We start from the raw sequence: 16,832 nt of genomic DNA, 5'->3' as shown, positions 1-16,832 counted from the left end.
GGTAATAATGAAGTACGGGCAGGCTCCGAAAAACGGCTCGGACGCACGTGGCCCTGTAAACAGAGCGGCAATTATACGCATAACTCGTCGTGGAGGCCCTGATGCTGGAAACAGAGTTCTACGATTGCCCTTATTGTGGCGAGCGGGTGGAAACCTCCGTCGATCTGTCTGGCGGCGACCAGGTGTACACCGAAGACTGTCAGGTGTGCTGTCAGCCGATCGTGTTCGTGCTGCAGGTGCATGACGACGAATGGATGCTCGATGTCAGACGTGAGGACGATGCGTGATGAGGCGTATCTACGAACCCGAAAGCCTGCTCGAAGCAGAAATGCTGGCCGGTATGCTCGCCAGCGAAGGGGTGCAGGCGCACCTGGTGGGCCGCGACCTGGTCGGGGCGACCGGCGAATTGCCCCTGCACGGGCTGCTGGGCTTGTCGGTGGCCGATGAACAGGCCGAATACGCACGGCAGTTGATCGATGCGTACAATGGCGCCCAGCCGCTGATTGGCGACGAGCCGGAGAGCTTCCCCGGTACCTTGATCTGCTAGGTTTAGAATTACCTCATGTGTGGACGTTACGCCCTGTTCCGCTGGCCCCAAGCATTGACCAGCCTGCCTGGCTTTCCCGCCGGGCAGCCCGCCCAGTGGAATATTTCGCCCGGCAATACCGTCCTCATCCAGCGCCAGCTGGACGGGCAGCTGCAAGTGGCCAAGGCGCGCTGGGGCCTGACGCCGCCGTGGCTCACCGACCTTTCCCGCACCCCCGCCCATGCCCGCGCCGAAACGCTGGCCGAGCAGCCGATGTTCCGCGAAGCCTTTGGCCAACGACGCTGCCTGATACCGGCCAATGGTTTCTATGAGTGGCGAGGCAGCGTGCGCAAACGGCCCTTTTGGCTGACACCGGGCGAGGGGGCGTCGCTGTATTTCGCCGCTGTGTGGGAGGCTTATGCCGTACAGGAACAAGTCTGGCTCAGCTGCGCCGTGGTCACCCAGGCGGCGATGAATCAACGTAGGCCCCTGATTCTGGACGAAGCAGGGCAGGCTGCCTGGCTGGACCCGCAGACGCCGCTGATCCGTTTGCAGGAATTGCTGGCAAGCCCCTCGGTGCCCTTGCGCGAGCGGGCCCTGGCGCCTTTCGTCAACGACCCGAAACTGGACGCGCCCGAGTGCCTCACCCCGGGCTGAGTGCCAGTGCATGCTCGGTTGCTCGCCGCGCGCAGCGGGAGGGTGTGCAAAATCTTCCCTGCGGCTATGGCGGCCCACCCATGAGTCATCCTAGGATACGGCGCATGTAAAAAGGAGTGTTTCCATGCGTAAGTCTTTTGTCATCAGCCTAATGAGCGCTGGCATCCTGCTCGCTGGCTGCCAAGGGGTGAACACCACCAGCGGCGGTGCGGTGGGCGTTGAGCGCAAGCAGTACATGTTCAGCATGCTCTCGCCCGACGAGGTCAACACCATGTACGCCCAGTCGTACCAGCAGACCCTGGGCGAAGCGTCCAGCAAGGGCTTGCTCGACAAATCCAGTGCAGATGCCAGGCGCGTACAGGCCATCGCCAACCGTTTGATTGCCCAGGCGCCCCAGTTCCGGCCGGACGCTGCGCAGTGGAAATGGGAAGTCAACGTGATCAAGAGCGATGAGCTCAATGCCAACTGCGGGCCAGGCGGCAAGATCATCGTCTACACCGGCCTGATCGATCAGCTCAAGCTCAACGACGCCGAGATCGCGGCCGTCGTCGGTCACGAAATCGCCCACGCCTTGCGCGAGCACAGCCGTGAAGCGATGTCCAAGGCCTACGGCGTGGAAATGGCGCGCCAGGGTGCAGGCGCCATCTTCGGCCTGGGTCAGGACAGCATGGCGCTGGCCGACACCGTGGTGAACTACGCCATGACCTTGCCCAACAGCCGGGCCAACGAGAACGAAGCAGACCTGATCGGTCTCGAGCTCTCGGCGCGTGCAGGCTACGACCCGAACGCGGCCATCACGCTGTGGAACAAGATGAGCAAGGCTTCAGAAGGGGCACCACCGGAGTTCATGAGCACGCACCCGGCCTCGGCCAGCCGTATTGCCGCCTTGCAGGCAGCCATCCCCAAAGTCATGCCGCTGTATCAGGCAGCGGCCAAGCCCTGAGGCCCGCTGCAGGCGGGCAAGCAAGTGCCATGAAGGCTCCGCTCTGCCCGCCCGTGCCTCAACCCACCCAGCCGCTGGCCTTCATGGCCGTGTAGACCGCAACGATCGCGAGCACGAAGAACGCGGCGGCCGCCAGGCGGCGAATCAGCGTCAGCGGCAGTTTGTCCGCGGCGAAATTACCCGCCAGCACCACGGGCACGTTGGCGATCAGCATGCCCAGCGTGGTCCCGACGATGACCATGATCAGGTGAGGGTACTGCGCAGCCAGCATGACCGTGGCGACCTGAGTCTTGTCTCCGATCTCGGCCAGGAAGAAGGCGATCAGCGTGGTCAGGAACGGTCCGAAGCGGCGCGCAGGGTTTTCGTCGTCGTCCATCTTGTCCGGCACCAGCGTCCACAGGGCCGTGGCGGTGAAGCTGGCGGCCAGGATCCAATGCAGCGCAGCGTCGCTGAAGAAACTGCCGAACCAGGCGCCCACGGCACCTGCTGCGGCATGGTTGGCCAGCGTGGCGGCGACGATACCGGCAATGATGGGCCAGGGCTTGCGAAAGCGGGCAGCGAGGATGAGCGCGAGCAGCTGCGTCTTGTCGCCGATTTCGGCCAGGGCAACGATTGCGGTGGGTACCAGCAGAGATTCCAGCATCAGGATTCCTACGGGGGCGGGTCGACACGGCTATGACACGTACGACCTCCCCGCCCCGGGTAAGGTGTGCGTGTCATAGGTCTTGTCAAACCCGGGACCTGTCTGCGCAGGCCTGGCCATGCACGTTTGCATGGTGGGTCGCACGCGCCATGGTCTGTGGACCAAGTATGTTGACGCGTACCGGGCGAGCGTGGCGCTCGCGGGAGACTACTCCCCTAGGACGGTGCGGATTCTGCCTAGGCGAAACGGTTTCGGCAAGCGCTGTTTTTATCAGCGTGTTGCCTGGTAGATCCTGAACCCGTCGGCTTCCTCCAGGACCTGGCAGTTGCCCAACGCCGCTTCGATGATCGGTTTGTAGCGCAGGAAAGTATTGGCTACCAAGCGTATTTGGCCGCCTTTTCGCAGGTGAATAGCCGATTTTTGCAGAAGATTCTCCGATGCTTGGTAATCGGTATGGACCCCGGTGTGAAATGGCGGGTTGCTCAGTATCACCTCCAGGTCCAAAGGGGCCGCATCGATACCGTCACCTTGCACGACCTCGGCCTCCAGGCCGTTGGCCGCCAGGGTGAGGCGGCTGGCTGCCACGGCGAAGGCATCCACATCCAGCATCGTCACGTGGCTGCCAGGGTAGCGCCGTTTCACTGCCGCCCCCAGCACGCCAGCGCCGCAGCCGAAGTCCAGCACGTGGCCCTCTGGGAGCGCCTCCAGGTGGCGCAGCAGCACCGCCGTACCTCGGTCAAGGCGGCCGTGGCTGAAGACGCCAGGCAAGCTCACCACCTGCAAGGGGCCGTCTGGCAGTGACAGCTCGAACTGCTTGGCCAGTGTGTGCAGCGCGGCTGCCTGCGGCGCCTGTTCAACGCTGACCTGCCACAGTTGGCAGTGCCGGGCGCTGTCGAGTTTGCGCGGCTTGCCAAAAGCCTGGAGGTGCCGCGCGACGCTTTCGATCCCTCCGCGTTTTTCACCCACCACGTACAACGTGCCGCCTTGCAGGCGTGCGGCCAGGGTAGTGAGCAGGTAAGCCGCCAGCTCGCGCGACTTGGGAAGAAACAGCACGGCAGTGGGCACGTCCACCGCCGGGGGCTCCACCGCGCAGTGGCAGCGGCCGACAAAGCGGCTTTCGAGCAGGGCGTGATCGCCTGCGTGCCAGGTCCAGGCATGGGCCTGGGGCAGTTGGGCCAACAGGCCATCGGGCGGGGCCCCGGCAATCAGCAGCGGGCCCTGGAACAGCTCTGCCTGGCGGAGCAACACTTCACTGCGCGGGTCCATGGACGACGCCTCCGAAAAATCGCGCAGTGTAGCAGAGCCGCGACTGTGCCTCAGCCGACCACGCGGCGTGCCTGCCCGGCAAAATACGCCTGGGCGTTCTCCGCCAGTTGGCCCACGATCCGCTGGCGCGCCTCGACAGCCCCCCAAGCGCTATGAGGGGTAATGATCAGGCGCTCGATGCCAGGTTCGAGCAGGGGGTTGCCGTCTGCCGGAGGCTCGACGCTCAACACGTCGGTTGCAGCCCCGCCCAAATGACCACTGCGCAATGCATCGGCCAGCGCCTGCTCGTCGATCAACCCGCCACGTGCGGTATTGACCACCAGTGCACCGGGCTTGAGCAGGGCCAGTTCGCGCTCGCCGATCATGTGCCGAGTGTGCTCATTCAGGGGGCAATGCAGGGTGAGGGCGTCGACCTGTGGCAGCAGTTCATCCAGTGGCAGGCGGTCGGCACGGCTCGGCCGGCCTGGAATCTGCCCGCTCAGCACGCGCATGCCGAAGGCTTCGGCCAAGCGTGCCACCGCACCGCCCAGTTCACCATGGCCGAGCAGGCCGAGGGTCTTGCCCTCCAGCTCGACGATCGGATAGTCCAGCAGGCAGAACTGGCTGGCCTTGGCCCATCGTCCCTCGGCCACCGCCTTGTTGTAATCACACAGGCGCGTGGCCAGTGCCAGCAGCAGGCCCAAGGTGTGCTGGGCAACCGAAGGTGTGCCGTAGCCCTGACAGTTGCAGACCGTGATGCCTTGCGCCCGGGCGGCGGCCAGGTCGACGTTGTTGGTGCCGGTAGCAGCCACCAGAATCAGCTTAAGCTGTGGGTTGGCTTGGAGGCAGGCTGCGTCGAGCACCACCTTGTTGCTGATCACCGCAACAGCGCCTTGAAGACGTTCGGCCACCTGCTCGGGCGTCGTGGCGGCGAACAGCGCCAGTGAATCGAACGACCGGTGCAGCGGCGTCAGGTCCAGGTCGCCCAGGTCCAGGGAGTCGTGGTCGAGAAAAACGGCGTGGCGCGAGCTGGGCATAGGGGGCTCCGGTTCAACAAAAGGGGATGAAGGTCTGGTTGACGCCTGTGGATCAGTGTCCAGCCCTTGCTTGCCGCCCGTCAACGCCTGGCGCCGCAGGCTGCACCGGCCAAATCATTCCTTCGGCTGATTTGACCGGCGCAGTCGCGCACTACAGTGACGCCACGCCTTGCAAGCCCGCGCCTCAATAAAAGGGATATTTATGCTGCAGACCCGTCTCCTCAAGCCCGCCGACGACGCCTACGCCTACCCCCTGCTGATCAAGCGCCTGCTGATGTCGGCCAGCCGCTACGAAAAGACCCGTGAGATCGTCTACCGGGACCAGGTGCGACTGACCTATGCACAGTTGAGCCAGCGCATCGCGCAGTTGGCCAACGTGCTGAGCGAAGCCGGCGTGAAGGCCGGCGACACCGTGGCAGTGATGGACTGGGACAGCCACCGCTATCTTGAGTGCATGTTCGCCATCCCGATGATCGGTGCAGTGGTGCATACCATCAACGTGCGCCTCTCGCCCGACCAGATTCTCTACACCATGAATCACGCCGAAGACCGCCTGGTGCTGGTCAACAGTGACTTCATCGAGCTGTACCAGTCCATTGCCGGCCAGTTGACCACGGTCGAGCGCACTGTGCTGTTGACCGACGGGGTGGATACCCATGCGGCCTTGCCCAACCTGGTCGGCGAGTATGAGCAGCTGCTGGCTGGGGCGAGCACGCAGTACGATTTCCCCGACTTCGACGAACATTCGGTCGCCACCACCTTCTACACCACAGGCACCACGGGCAACCCCAAGGGGGTGTATTTCACCCATCGGCAACTGGTCCTGCATACCCTGGCCGAAGCCTCGGTCATGGGCAGCATCGACAGCGTGCGGCTGCTGGGCAGCAATGACGTGTACATGCCCATCACCCCCATGTTCCACGTGCACGCCTGGGGTATTCCGTACGTTGCGACCATGTTGGGCATCAAGCAGGTGTACCCGGGCCGCTACGAGCCCGAGATGCTGCTCAAGCTGTGGCGCGAAGAGCAGGTCACCTTCTCCCACTGCGTACCGACCATCCTGCAGATGCTGCTCAACTGCCCCCACGGTACAGGTGTGGATTTCGCCGGCTGGAAAATCATCATCGGCGGCAGTGCGCTGAACCGTTCGCTCTACGATGCGGCCTTTGCCCGCGGCATTCAGCTGACAGCGGCCTACGGCATGTCCGAGACGTGCCCATTAATCAGTGCCGCGCACCTCAACGACGAATTGCAGGCCGGCACCGAAGACGAGCGCATCAGTTACCGCATCAAGGCCGGTGTACCCGTGCCGCTGGTGGAAACGGCCATCATCGATGCGGAAGGGCGTTTCCTGCCCGCCGACGGTGAGACCCAGGGTGAACTGGTGCTACGTGCGCCGTGGCTGACGCAGGGCTATTTCAAGGAGCCGGAAAAGAGCCAGGCGCTGTGGGAGAACGGCTGGCTGCACACCGGCGACGTCGCCACGCTCGACAGCATGGGTTTTATCGACATCCGCGATCGCATCAAGGATGTGATCAAGACCGGTGGTGAGTGGCTGTCCTCGCTGGACCTGGAAGACATGATCAGCCGGCATCCGGCTGTGCGGGAAGTGGCTGTGGTAGGGGCGGCCGATCCCCAGTGGGGCGAGCGCCCGTTTGCCTTGGTGGTGGTGCGCGAAGGCCAGGTGATCGACGCCAGGGCACTCAAGGAACACCTCAAGCCGTTCGTAGAGCAGGGGCGCATCAACAAGTGGGCCATCCCCAGCCAGATCGCCCTTGTTACTGAAATTCCCAAGACCAGTGTCGGCAAGCTCGACAAGAAACGCATCCGCCAGGACATCATCGAGTGGCAGGCCTGTAACAGTGCCTTCCTGTCCACCCTGTGAAAGCGGGCATGCGGCAATCTGTCCTGGGCCAACCCGCATGCCAGAGCGGAGCAGTGCTTGCCAAATGGCGCAAATGCGCCATTCTTCAGCACGGCCGGGGCGCAATCGGAGCACACAGCACCGCCCAGGCGGCACGGAGCGCAAATCACACTTTAGAGGGATCGAGCGCCTGTGCCTTGGTGGCTATAGTCGGGGCCAGGGGCTTTTCGGGAGGGGAGGGTGAGCAGGCGCTGTCTTGCACACCGGTCGTTCGGGCCATTCCTGAAAGCACCACTGCCATAACAAAAAAGAACATGGAGTAGCGTCGATGAAATCTGCAAACCCGTTCTGGCGCAGGGCCAGGTTGCCCATGGCTGTAAGCCTGGCGTCCACCCTTGCCAGTCCCGCTTTCGCGGTCAGTTTCAACATCGGTGAAATCGAAGGCCAGTTCGACTCGTCGCTCTCCATCGGCGCCAGTTGGTCGACAGCCAGTCCCAACCGCAACCTGATCGGGGTCAACAACGGCGGCAAGGGCCTTTCGCAAACGTCCGACGATGGCCACCTCAACTTCAAGAAGGGCGAGACCTTCTCCAAGATCTTCAAAGGCATCCACGACCTGGAGCTCAAGTACGGCGATACCGGCATCTTCGTGCGCGGCAAGTACTGGTACGACTTCGAACTCAAGGACGAGGGCCGGCAATTCAAGGACATCAGCGACTCCAACCGCAAGGAAGGGGCCAAGTCCTCGGGTGCCGAGCTGCTCGACGCCTTCGTCTACCACAACTACTCCATCGGCGATCAGCCAGGCTCGGTGCGCCTGGGCAAGCAAGTGGTCAGCTGGGGCGAGAGCACCTTCATCGGCAGCGGCATCAATGCCGTCAACCCAATTGACGTGTCGGCGTTTCGCCGGCCAGGGGCCGAGATCAAGGAAGGCCTGATTCCGGTCAACATGTTCTATGTTTCCCAGAGCCTGACCGACAACCTGTCGGCCGAGGCCTTTTACCAGCTCGAGTGGGACCAGACCGTCGTCGACAACTGCGGCACGTTCTTCTCGCAACCAGACATCATTGCCGACGGCTGCACCGATAACCTGCGTGTGCTCAACAGCAGCCGTACCGTGCCTGCCGCCGCTCGCCAGTTCTTGGCCACCCGCGGCGTCAACCTCAACGAAGAAGGGGTGATGGTGCGCCGTGGCGGCGACCGTGATGCCCGTGACAGCGGGCAGTTCGGCGTGGCCATGCGCTATATGTTCGAGCCGCTGGACACCGAGTTTGGCGCCTACTTCATGAACTATCACAGCCGTGCGCCGATCTTCAGCGCAACCGGCGCCTCACCTTCGGTCTTCGCCGCGATCCCGACCCTTCCAGCGCAGTTGCGTGCATTGGCACCGTTGATCGTGGCCGGCAACTCCAAGTACTTCGTCGAGTACCCCGAGGACATCCGCCTGTATGGCCTGAGCTTCTCCACCACACTGCCCACCGGCACCGCCTGGAGCGGTGAAATCAGCTACCGCCCCAACGCACCTGTGCAGCTCAACACCACCGACATCCTGTTCGCCGGTGTGCGCCCGCTGGGCGGCGCCTTGAGCAACGCTTCGCTGCTCGATGGCGTGCCTGGCCAGGACCTGCATGGCTACCGGCGCAAGGAAGTTACCCAGTTCCAGACCACCCTGACCCACTTCTTCGACCAGGTGATGGGTGCCAGCCGCATGACCGTGGTGGGCGAGGTGGGCGTGACCCATGTCGGCGGCCTGGAAAGCGCCTACGACACACGCTACGGCCGCGACCCGGTGTTCGGCCCCGGCCCGTTGCCCGCCACCGGTGGGGCCAATACCTGCCAGGCGCTCAACACCAGCACCATTAGTGGCGCAGGCGCCGGTGCCTCGACAGCCAACCTGAACCGCAAGTGCGAGAACGATGGCTATACCACCAGCACTTCGTGGGGCTACCGCGCCCGGGTCATCTGGGACTACAACGATGTGTTCGCAGGCGTCAACCTCAAGCCGAGCGTGGCCTGGTCCCATGACGTCTCCGGTTATTCGCCAGGCCCTGGCGGCAACTTCGAGGAGGGACGCAAGGCGGTCAGCCTGGGGCTGGATGCCGAGTACCAGAACACCTACACCGCCAGCCTGTCGTACACCAATTTCTTCGACGGCAAGTACAGCACCGTGGATGACCGCGACTTCCTCGCCCTCAGCTTCGGCGTGAACTTCTAAGCATACGGATCCAGGACGACACGACATGAACAACACCAGAAGTCTGCTGCAAGCCGGTGTACTGGGCCTGTCCCTGCTGGCAACCAGCGTGATGGCGGCAGTACCGGCCGGCGAAGCGGCCAAGTTGGGTGCCACCCTGACCCCCATGGGCGCGGAAAAGGCCGGTAATGCCGATGGCTCCATCGGGCCATGGCAGCCGCTCTCGAAGACGGCCGGCAGCGTCGATGGCAAAGGTTTCCTCGCCGACCCCTACGGTACCGAGAAACCGCTGTTCACCATCACCGCGCAGAACGCCGAGCAGTACAAGGACAAGCTGTCCCCAGGCCAGATGGCCATGCTCAAGCGCTACCCGGACACCTATAAGCTTCCCGTCTACAAGACGCACCGTGGGGCCACGGTACCGGCCGAGGTGTTCGCTGCAATCAAGGAAAACGCCACTCAGGCCACCCTGGTGGAGGGGGGTAACGGCCTGAACAACTTCCGCACGGCGGTGCCGTTCCCTATCCCGCAGAACGGTCTGGAAGTGATCTGGAACCACATCACCCGCTACCGTGGCGGCAGCGTGAGCCGCCAGGTCATCCAGGCGACCCCGCAGCAGAATGGATCATTCAACCCGGTGTCGTTCTCCGATCAGTTCGTGTTCCGTGATCGAATGAAAGACTACGACTCCAACAATCCAGGGAACATCCTGTTCTACTTCAAGCAGGAAGTGACTGCGCCAGCTCGCCTTGCAGGCACCGTGCTGCTGGTTCACGAGACCCTCGACCAGGTCAAGGAGCCGCGCAAGGCGTGGATCTACAACGCCGGTCAACGCCGCGTGCGCCAGGCGCCGCAGGTGTCGTACGACGGCCCGGGGACCGCTGCAGACGGCCTGCGAACCTCCGATAACCTCGACATGTTCAACGGCGCCCCGGACCGCTATGACTGGAAGCTCGAAGGCAAGAAGGAACTGTACATCGCCTCCAACGCCTTCAAGCTCGACGACCCGAAACTCAAGTACGCCGACATCATCAAGGCAGGGCACATCAACCAGGACCTAGCACGTTACGAGTTGCGTCGCGTCTGGCATGTGGTGGCCACGCTCAAGCCCGGCCAGCGACACATCTATGCCAAGCGTGACTTCTACATCGACGAAGACACCTGGCAAGCCGCCGTGATCGACCAGTATGACGGGCGCAACCAGCTCTGGCGTGTGTCTGAAGCCCATGCGCAGCCGTACTACAACGTCGAGGTGCCATGGATCACCCTGGAAGCCATCTATGATCTGCAATCGGGGCGCTACCTGGCCCTGGGCATGAAGAACGAAGAAAAACGTGCCTACGACTTCGGCTTCACTGCCAGCAAGGCCGACTTCCAGCCTGCGGCCCTGCGTCAGTCAGGCATCCGCTGATACCGAAGAAGTAAGTGACAGGGCCACCCTCGGTGGCCCCATCGCGCCAATGCAGGGGGTGCCAGCCCCCGGCAGAAGCGCCGGGCCATTGCGATAAACCGTCTGAATACCCCGCCAAACCCCCCATTCCAGCGCGCGTCGATCGGCGCTGTTGCTTTTTGTCGTAGTCTTTTTCCGGCGCAGTCTCCAGGCCAACTTCAAATGGAAGGCGTTAACCGCTAGTCTCGCAACCACCCCTACGCCGTATTTGTCCACCCAGAACGAGCCGGCCATGACAGATCTGTCCCGTACGCATGGATGCACCAGCCAGGCCGTGGGCCTGATGGACGAGCATTTCTTTCGACCGCCCTTGCCCGATGGCCATGTCCCGCGTCAGCGCCTGTGCCAGCGCCTGCAAGCCGGGCTGGGTGGGCGGTTGCTGCTGATCAGTGCGCCAGCAGGCTTCGGCAAGAGTTCACTGGCCATCGAGTTCTGCGAGACGCTGCCTGCCCACTGGCGCACGCTGTGGTTGGGCTTGAGCCAGCGAGATGCCGATCCCGGGCGCTTTCTGGAGCGTCTGCTCGACGGGTTGCAGCAGCACTGCTCAGCCATGGGAGAGCAGGCGATGGGGTTGTTGAAGATGCGCCAGCGCCACCAGCCGTTTGCTTTCGAGCCGTGGCTTGGCACGGTGCTCGACGCGTTGGCGCTGCACTTGCGCAGCGAGTCGCCCTTGCTGGTGGTGCTGGACGACTACCACCTTGCCCAAGGTCCCGTCCTGGACCACTGCCTGCAATTCTTCCTCAATCACTTGCCCGCAGGCCTCGTGCTGCTGGTGACCAGCCGTCAGCGCCCGGACTGGCACCTGGCACGCCTTCGCCTGTCCCGGCAATTGGCCGAGCTGAGCGAGCAGGACCTGCGCCTGACCGCCGAAGAGTCGCTGGCGGTGCTGGGGCGCAGGCCCACTGGGCTGCGTGGCCAGGCGCTGGACAACCTCATCCAGCGCAGCGATGGCTGGGTGGCCGGGCTGCGTTTCTGGCAGCTGGCCGCTAGCGAGTCCAGCGATGAAAACGTTCTGCCCCAGGCGTTGCACGGTGGCGAAGGCCTGATCCGCGATTACCTGCTCGAAGAGGTGATCGACATACTGCCGGCGCCTGTGCAGCGCTTTCTCGACGAGACGGCATGCCTGGAACGCTTCTGCGCGCCCCTGTGCGACGCGGTACGGCTGCAACAGGACAGCAGCGCCATCCTGGATTTTCTGCAATCGCACCAGGTGTTTCTGGTGCCACTGGATGAGCACGGCCAGTGGTTTCGCTACCACCATCTGTTTTCCGACCTGCTTCGCAGCCGCCAGGCACGCGAGCCTTTGACCGAGCGGCACCTGCGCGCCTCTTGCTGGTTCCAGTCCCAGGGCTTGCTGGACGAGGCGGTGGAGCAGGCGTTGCGCGGGGGCGACCTGAACGCGGCGGCCGACCTTGTGCAAAGCTTGTCCGAAGAGCAACTGCTGGCCGAGCAGAACGTCGCGATGCTGCTGCGTTGGAAAATGGACCTGCCCGACAGCCTGTTGGTCAGCACACCGCGCCTGATCGTGTTGTACAGCTGGGCCCTTGGCCTGGCGTGTCAGCTCGACGCTGCCGAGGAACTGGCAAGCCATCTGGGGCGCTTTCTGCCGGCGCCTTCTGCCACTGCCCAGAAGTCCATGCTCGCCCAGTGGCTGGCACTGAGCGGCGTGATCGCCAGGGGCCGGGGCGATCGTGAACGCACCCTGACCTGCTGCACCGAAGCACTGCAGAGCCTGCCCTGCAAACGGTATGGCCAGCGCCTGGTGTGCCTGTCGACGTTGTCGAACCTGGCAATCGCCGAGGGCGACTTCTGGCGTGCGCGGGGCTGGAACCGGGAAGCGCTGGAGCTGGCGCAGCGCGTCGGCAACCCCCTGTTCGAGGCCCTGGCCCACTACGACAGGGCCCGGGTATTGCACGCCCGAGGCGAGGTCGTGCGTGCACTGGGCGAAGTGCGTGAAGGGCTACAGCGTTTGCACGGGTTGTCTGCACAGCGGTTGTATGCAATCCGGGCGCGGCTGACCTTGTACGAAGGCTATCTGCTGGTCGCGCGCCTGTGTCCGGAGCAGGGCCTGGCTCGGCTGCGTGATGGCCTGGGCGAGGCACGTGCCTGCCGTGACATCAGTGTGCTTATCGGTCATTGCGTGATTGCCATGCTCGACGGACGGGAAGGGCGCTTCGCCGAAGCGTTCACTGAACTCGCCGAAGCCGAGCGCCTGATGCACATCTGGGACGTGCCACCTGTGTACTACCTGGCGATGATCACCTTGGTCAAATGCGAGCTCTGGCTCGCGCAAGGGCGCATGGACCTTGCCGAATCCTGGCTGTCGCGCCTGGGGCAGACTTACGGCGGTGCGCAGGCGGCCCTGGCGCCCGAATTCCACCCGTTGTTGCCCTGCCATGTCGCGTTGCAGCAAGCCGCACTTGACCGCATTCAGGGGCGTGAGGCGCAGGCGGCACGCAACCTTGAACAGCTTGCCGAGCGCGGCCAGGGCTGTGGGGGCATGATGCTGACAGTGAGCGCTATGTGCCCGTTGATCGCCTTGCACCTTGACCAGGGGCATCAGGCACAGGCAGCACGGTTGCTGCCGGCGCTGCTGCAGGCGGCCAGTGGCGGTGTTCTGCAGCCGTTCCAGGAACTGCTGCAACGCTACCCGCAGTGGCTGCGCGAGCAGGTCCAGGGCAGCGACAACAGTTCGGTTCGGGCCCAGCTGCTCGAACGGTTGCCCGGCTTACCATGCACCACCGCCAGTGCTGATGCACTCAGTAGCCGCGAACGGGCTGTGCTTGAGCTGATCGCCCAGGGCTGGTCGAACCAGCAGATCAGCGAGCGGCTGTTCATCTCGCTACACACGGTCAAGACGCACGCCAGCCACATCAACAGCAAGCTAGGGGTCGAGCGCCGCACCCAGGCCGTAGCCAAGGCCAAGGCACTTGGCTTGCTGGAGTGACACTGGCAGGGGGTGCGGCGGGTGGCTAAAATGCTGGCCTGATGCCACCTTTGAAGTGGCGCGTACGCTACGCTTATCTTTTCCGACCGCCTGCCGATACAGCGTTCGGTGGTTCGCCTCGTGCCATCTTTCCATTTCTTCCAGGGCAGGTCGTGTTGATGCTGCAGTTCGGGCAAAAGAGTTTTCTGATCGTTGACGACTTCACCGACTTTCGCACGTCGACCCGCTCCATGCTGCGCGAGCTGGGTGTTCGCGACGTGGACACCGCCGACAGTGGCGAGCAGGCGCTACGCATGTGCGCCCAGAAGCGTTATGACTGCATCCTGCAAGACTTTCACTTGGGCGATGGCAAGAAAAACGGCCAGCAGGTGCTCGAAGACCTGATCATCGACAAGCACATCAGCCACGAATGCGTGTTCATCATGGTCACTGCCGAAAGCAGCCAGGCCATTGTACTGAGCGCCATCGAGCACGAGCCCGACGCCTACCTGACCAAGCCCTTTAACCGGGTAGGCCTTGCCCAGCGCGTGGAAAAGCTCTACCAGCGCAAGGCGCTGTTGAAACCGATTCTCCAGGCACTGGACCGCAACCGCCCAGGCGAAGTGCTGGCAGCCTGTGCCGAGCTGTGCAAGCGCGACCCGCGCCTGGCGCCGCTGTGCCTGCGCTACCGGGCCGATGCGCTGCGCAACCTCAACCGCTTCGAAGAGCTCGAGAAGTTTCTCAAGGCCATTCTCGCCAGCCGCCCGCAGCCCTGGGTCTATGCGGCATTGGGCAGCCTGATGCACAAGCGCGGCCAGCATGCCCAGGCCCAGGCCGTCTACGAGCAGGCGCTCAAGGCCTTCCCGATCATGCCCAGTCTCTACGACGGCATGGCCGATGTGCTGGAGGCGCAAGGCGAAACCAAGCGCGCCCAAGGGCTATTGGAGGAGGCCGTGCGGCTTTCGCCGTTATCGGTTCGGCGCCAATCGAAGCTGGGCAAGCTGGCGTTGGCCAACGAAGACTTCGACAGCGCGTCCAAGGCGTTCCGGCACGCCGTGAATCAGGGGCAGAGCTCACGCTACAAGGATGCCGAGAACAATCTGGGCCTGGTGCAGGCGTTGATGAGCCGTAATGCAGGCTTCGGTCTGGACGCTCGCACCCGGGTCGAGATCAACACCACGCTCAGCGAGGTGGCCAAGGAAAACCCGGAAGACCAAGGCCTTCAGGTGCGTGCCCGCATGATGAAAGCCGCCAGCCTGCAGCAGGCCGGCGATCCGGAGACCGCGGCCAAGCTGACCGACCAGGCCGTCCAGCGCCTGGAAAAGATGAACCAGTTCTTCTCGGTCGATGCGGCCCTGACCGTTGCCCGGCAATTGCAGGCGTCGGGGCAGGATGCCGCGGCCATCGGCGTGCTCAGAAGTTGTGTGGAGAGTTATGGCGACGACCCCAAAGTCATGGAAAGAGTAGGCCAGCTGACGGATGACCCCAGTGTGCTGAACGCCATCACCGAAGCCGTTACGCTCAATCGTCAGGGCGTGCGCAGTTACCAGGGAGGTCAGCTCGGCGAGGCGTTGCAGCTGTTCCGTAAAGCGTTGGGCCTGCAGCCCAGGAACATCAGTATCGCCCTCAATACCGCCCAGGCGCTGCTGCGCATTGGCGGAGAGAATCCTCAGCCTGCGATCATGCAGGAATGCCGCGACGCCTTGACCAGCGTGGCCGGTATCCCCGCCAGCGATAACCGCTATGACCGCTACCGCAAACTGCATACCCGGGTGTTCGGCGCATGAATCTTGATAATCAGGGGCTGGATTTTTCCACGGTGATCGCCTCCACCGTGCACGACCTGAAGAATTCGCTCTCGGCACTGATCCAGTCCCACGGCCAGTGGGTCCAGCGCTTGCCCGAAGAGCTGCGCGGTGGCGCGGAACAGGGGGTGATGGAGCATGAGTTCCGGCACCTCAATGGCATGCTGGTGCAGTTGCTGGGCTTGTACAAGCTCGGTGTGAATCAACTGCCGGTATGCCCGGACTACCACGAACTCGACGACTTCATCGAGGCGCAGTTGGCAGCCCACGAAGAAGTCTTGCAGCACAATGCCATCGAGGCGAAGTGGCGCATCGATACCGATAATCCCCTGGGCTTTTTCGATCGCGAGCTGGTGGCATCGGTTGTGACCAACGTCATTACCAATGCCACGCGGTTCGCCGAAAAGGCCCTGTTGATCACCATCGAGGAGGCCGACAACCAACTGGTCATCTGCATTAACGATGACGGGCCCGGCTACCCGGCGCGCATGATCGAACGGCAACAGGAATACATCCAGGGCATCGACTCCACCAGTGGCAGCACGGGCCTTGGCTTGTATTTCGCTGCGCGCATTGCGGCCTTGCATGAAAGCGGCGGCGTGCAGGGCCGCATTGATATCTCCAACGGGGGCGCGCTCGGGGGCGGCCTGTTCCGGTTGTATTTGCCCTGAAGGGTGAACAGAGCGGTGCACAAATGCGCAGGCGGGCGCGGAATTTTCACCCGGCAAGACACTCCAAGCCTGACATAGAGCCGTTCCAGACCTACGGCATACATGACCAACACGAGGAGCTTGCCCATGTTCACCATGCGTCGCCTGATTATCGTCGCAACCACTGCTGCCCTGATGACCGGCTGTGCGGGGCAAAACCCCTATGAGAACCAGGGGCAAGAGGCCGGCGGCATGAGCAAGACCGCCAAGTACGGTGGCCTGGGTGCCCTGGCCGGTGCCGTGGCCGGCGCCGCGATCGATCACAATCACCGTGGCAAGGGTGCACTGATCGGCGCTGCGGCCATTGGCGCCGCGGCGGCCGGCTACGGCTACTACGCCGACAAGCAGGAAGCCGAACTGCGCGCGAAAATGGCCAACACCGGGGTCGAGGTTCAGCGCCAGGGCGACCAGATCAAACTGATCATGCCCGGCAACATCACCTTCGCCACCGATTCGGCCAACATCTCGCCAAGCTTCTACGCACCGCTGAACAACCTGGCCGGCTCGTTCAAGCAGTTCAACCAGAACAACATCGAAGTGGTGGGTTTCACTGACAGCACCGGTAGCCGTCAGCACAACATGGACCTGTCCCAGCGTCGTGCCCAGGCCGTCAGCAGCTACCTGACTTCCCAGGGTGTGGATGCCTCGCGGGTCACCGTGCGCGGCATGGGCCCGGATCAACCGATCGCCAGCAACGCCGATGCCAATGGCCGCGCGCAGAACCGCCGCGTGGAAGTGAACCTCAAGCCGATCCCTGGCCAGCAGTACGACCAGCAGCAGGGCCAGGTTCAGCAGTATCCCTGACCCGAAGGTGGGGGCCACTTGATGGCCC

The 16,832-nt window shown here is 63.3% G+C and carries 14 protein-coding genes and 1 riboswitch; of the genes, 11 read left to right on the top strand and 3 right to left on the bottom strand.

The genetic code is table 11. The annotated features are described in order from the left end of the window. Positions 1–101: 101 nt before the first annotated feature. From ACF8GB_RS17610 to ACF8GB_RS17595, 4 genes are all read left to right on the top strand, one after another. Complete coding sequence (locus ACF8GB_RS17610; protein WP_058605735.1) at positions 102–287, top strand: CPXCG motif-containing cysteine-rich protein; 186 nt, start codon at positions 102–104, stop codon at positions 285–287. Continuing rightward, positions 287–547, top strand: a complete 261-nt coding sequence (locus ACF8GB_RS17605; RefSeq protein WP_058605736.1) for a putative signal transducing protein — start codon at positions 287–289, stop codon at positions 545–547. Before ACF8GB_RS17610 ends, ACF8GB_RS17605 begins: the two co-directional genes overlap by 1 nt. Positions 548–562: 15 nt before the next feature. Continuing rightward, positions 563–1,183: an SOS response-associated peptidase gene (locus ACF8GB_RS17600; protein WP_392527380.1), complete on the top strand. Its 621-nt coding sequence runs from the start codon at positions 563–565 to the stop codon at positions 1,181–1,183. Positions 1,184–1,307: 124 nt separating this feature from the next. Next, positions 1,308–2,126: a M48 family metallopeptidase gene (locus tag ACF8GB_RS17595; RefSeq protein WP_058605868.1), complete on the top strand. Its 819-nt coding sequence runs from the start codon at positions 1,308–1,310 to the stop codon at positions 2,124–2,126. A gap of 58 nt (positions 2,127–2,184) precedes the next feature. Here the strand turns inward: ACF8GB_RS17595 and ACF8GB_RS17590 are convergent, their stop codons facing one another. The 3 genes from ACF8GB_RS17590 to ACF8GB_RS17580 all read right to left on the bottom strand — a co-directional run bounded on the left by ACF8GB_RS17590 (position 2,185) and on the right by ACF8GB_RS17580 (position 5,051). Further along, positions 2,185–2,769, bottom strand: a complete 585-nt coding sequence (locus ACF8GB_RS17590) for a TMEM165/GDT1 family protein (protein WP_023534668.1) — start codon at positions 2,767–2,769, stop codon at positions 2,185–2,187. 88 nt (positions 2,770–2,857) lie between these two features. Then, positions 2,858–2,997, bottom strand: a riboswitch (yybP-ykoY riboswitch). A gap of 42 nt (positions 2,998–3,039) precedes the next feature. Beyond that, the gene (locus tag ACF8GB_RS17585) at positions 3,040–4,035 is read right to left on the bottom strand and encodes a class I SAM-dependent methyltransferase (RefSeq protein WP_058639453.1); all 996 of its coding nucleotides are present in this window, start codon (positions 4,033–4,035) and stop codon (positions 3,040–3,042) included. A 50-nt stretch (positions 4,036–4,085) separates the two neighbouring features. Beyond that, entirely contained in the window at positions 4,086–5,051 is a 966-nt protein-coding gene (locus ACF8GB_RS17580; protein ID WP_078479099.1) for a 2-hydroxyacid dehydrogenase, read from the bottom strand. Positions 5,052–5,253: 202 nt separating this feature from the next. Between ACF8GB_RS17580 and ACF8GB_RS17575 the strand changes: the two genes are divergently transcribed. From ACF8GB_RS17575 to ACF8GB_RS17545, 7 genes are all read left to right on the top strand, one after another. Next, positions 5,254–6,936, top strand: a complete 1,683-nt coding sequence (locus tag ACF8GB_RS17575) for a fatty acid--CoA ligase (RefSeq protein WP_058639451.1) — start codon at positions 5,254–5,256, stop codon at positions 6,934–6,936. 307 nt (positions 6,937–7,243) lie between these two features. Then, on the top strand, positions 7,244–9,130 hold the full coding sequence (locus ACF8GB_RS17570; protein WP_058605863.1) for a DUF1302 domain-containing protein: 1,887 nt from the start codon (positions 7,244–7,246) through the stop codon (positions 9,128–9,130). A gap of 25 nt (positions 9,131–9,155) precedes the next feature. Further along, positions 9,156–10,520: a DUF1329 domain-containing protein gene (locus ACF8GB_RS17565; protein ID WP_392527378.1), complete on the top strand. Its 1,365-nt coding sequence runs from the start codon at positions 9,156–9,158 to the stop codon at positions 10,518–10,520. A gap of 271 nt (positions 10,521–10,791) precedes the next feature. Next, positions 10,792–13,506, top strand: a complete 2,715-nt coding sequence (locus ACF8GB_RS17560) for a LuxR C-terminal-related transcriptional regulator (RefSeq protein ID WP_392527376.1) — start codon at positions 10,792–10,794, stop codon at positions 13,504–13,506. A 158-nt stretch (positions 13,507–13,664) separates the two neighbouring features. Then, positions 13,665–15,272 carry a tetratricopeptide repeat-containing response regulator gene (locus tag ACF8GB_RS17555; RefSeq protein ID WP_058605873.1) on the top strand — a complete coding sequence of 536 codons (1,608 nt, stop codon included), beginning with the start codon at positions 13,665–13,667 and terminating at the stop codon, positions 15,270–15,272. Beyond that, on the top strand, positions 15,269–15,961 hold the full coding sequence (locus tag ACF8GB_RS17550; RefSeq protein ID WP_058639448.1) for a sensor histidine kinase KdpD: 693 nt from the start codon (positions 15,269–15,271) through the stop codon (positions 15,959–15,961). The genes ACF8GB_RS17555 and ACF8GB_RS17550 overlap by 4 nt, the downstream gene beginning before the upstream one ends. 126 nt (positions 15,962–16,087) lie before the next feature. Continuing rightward, entirely contained in the window at positions 16,088–16,804 is a 717-nt protein-coding gene (locus ACF8GB_RS17545; RefSeq protein WP_023534691.1) for an OmpA family protein, read from the top strand. The last annotated feature ends 28 nt before the right edge of the window (positions 16,805–16,832 follow it).

This window comes from Pseudomonas sp. xss_4 (assembly GCF_043104125.1).
GTDB classification, from domain to species: Bacteria; Pseudomonadota; Gammaproteobacteria; order Pseudomonadales; family Pseudomonadaceae; genus Aquipseudomonas; species Aquipseudomonas parafulva_B.
Note: the sequence above shows the minus strand (reverse complement) of the source record. Positions and strands in the feature narration are given on the sequence as shown.

Bases quoted from the DNA above. Each gene is read 5' to 3' on its own strand.
- ACF8GB_RS17610 (WP_058605735.1), top strand. From the start codon at position 102: ATGCTGGAAACAGAGTTCTACGATTGCCCTTATTGTGGCGAGCGGGTG.
- ACF8GB_RS17605 (WP_058605736.1), top strand. From the start codon at position 287: ATGAGGCGTATCTACGAACCCGAAAGCCTGCTCGAAGCAGAAATGCTG.
- ACF8GB_RS17600 (WP_392527380.1), top strand. From the start codon at position 563: ATGTGTGGACGTTACGCCCTGTTCCGCTGGCCCCAAGCATTGACCAGC.
- ACF8GB_RS17595 (WP_058605868.1), top strand. From the start codon at position 1,308: ATGCGTAAGTCTTTTGTCATCAGCCTAATGAGCGCTGGCATCCTGCTC.
- ACF8GB_RS17590 (WP_023534668.1), bottom strand. From the start codon at position 2,769: ATGCTGGAATCTCTGCTGGTACCCACCGCAATCGTTGCCCTGGCCGAA.
- ACF8GB_RS17585 (WP_058639453.1), bottom strand. From the start codon at position 4,035: ATGGACCCGCGCAGTGAAGTGTTGCTCCGCCAGGCAGAGCTGTTCCAG.
- ACF8GB_RS17580 (WP_078479099.1), bottom strand. From the start codon at position 5,051: ATGCCCAGCTCGCGCCACGCCGTTTTTCTCGACCACGACTCCCTGGAC.
- ACF8GB_RS17575 (WP_058639451.1), top strand. From the start codon at position 5,254: ATGCTGCAGACCCGTCTCCTCAAGCCCGCCGACGACGCCTACGCCTAC.
- ACF8GB_RS17570 (WP_058605863.1), top strand. From the start codon at position 7,244: ATGAAATCTGCAAACCCGTTCTGGCGCAGGGCCAGGTTGCCCATGGCT.
- ACF8GB_RS17565 (WP_392527378.1), top strand. From the start codon at position 9,156: ATGAACAACACCAGAAGTCTGCTGCAAGCCGGTGTACTGGGCCTGTCC.
- ACF8GB_RS17560 (WP_392527376.1), top strand. From the start codon at position 10,792: ATGACAGATCTGTCCCGTACGCATGGATGCACCAGCCAGGCCGTGGGC.
- ACF8GB_RS17555 (WP_058605873.1), top strand. From the start codon at position 13,665: ATGCTGCAGTTCGGGCAAAAGAGTTTTCTGATCGTTGACGACTTCACC.
- ACF8GB_RS17550 (WP_058639448.1), top strand. From the start codon at position 15,269: ATGAATCTTGATAATCAGGGGCTGGATTTTTCCACGGTGATCGCCTCC.
- ACF8GB_RS17545 (WP_023534691.1), top strand. From the start codon at position 16,088: ATGTTCACCATGCGTCGCCTGATTATCGTCGCAACCACTGCTGCCCTG.